This window comes from Escherichia sp. XD33, from assembly GCF_019375075.1.
GTDB lineage: Bacteria > Pseudomonadota > Gammaproteobacteria > Enterobacterales > Enterobacteriaceae > Enterobacter > Enterobacter flexneri_A.
This window is the reverse complement of the sequence record NZ_JAENDM010000246.1, coordinates 1-773: the sequence shown is the minus strand read 5'-3', so window position 1 is coordinate 773 and position 773 is coordinate 1. Positions and strand designations below refer to the sequence as shown.

Genomic DNA, 773 nt, shown 5'->3' with positions numbered 1-773 from the left:
TAACTGGGTTCAAGATACGATGGACGGCTACACAGAGATAGAATGTATAGCGTCTTATCTTGCTGATATAACAACAGCTAAACCGTATGCACCAGGAAAATTTGAGAAAAAGACAACTTCAGAAGCATTGAAAGATGTGTTGAGCGATACAGGTTGGGAAGTTTCTGAACAAACCGAATACGATGGCTTACGTACTACGTCATGGACTTCTTATCAAACTAGATATGAAGTTTTAAAGCAATTATGTACAACCTATAAAATGGTTTTAGATTTTTATATTGAGCTTAGCTCTAATACCGTCAAAGGTAGATATGTAGTACTCAAAAAGAAAAACAGCTTATTCAAAGGTAAAGAAATTGAATATGGTAAAGATTTAGTCGGGTTAACTAGGAAGATTGATATGTCAGAAATCAAAACAGCATTAATTGCTGTGGGACCTGAAAATGACAAAGGGAAGCGTTTAGAGCTAGTTGTGACAGATGACGAAGCGCAAAGTCAATTCAACCTACCTATGCGCTATATTTGGGGGATATATGAACCACAATCAGATGATCAAAATATGAATGAAACACGATTAAGTTCTTTAGCCAAAACAGAGTTAAATAAACGTAAGTCGGCAGTTATGTCATATGAGATTACTTCTACTGATTTGGAAGTTACGTATCCGCACGAGATTATATCAATTGGCGATACAGTCAGAGTAAAACATAGAGATTTTAACCCGCCATTGTATGTAGAGGCAGAAGTTATTGCTGAAGAATATAACATAATTT

At 35.6% G+C, this 773-nt stretch carries 1 protein-coding gene; it reads left to right on the top strand.

The features are described from left to right. Nucleotides 1–19: 19 nt before the first annotated feature. Nucleotides 20–773 (top strand): phage tail spike protein (locus K0778_RS26595; protein WP_250666423.1); only part of this gene is annotated, 754 nt, incomplete at its 3' end.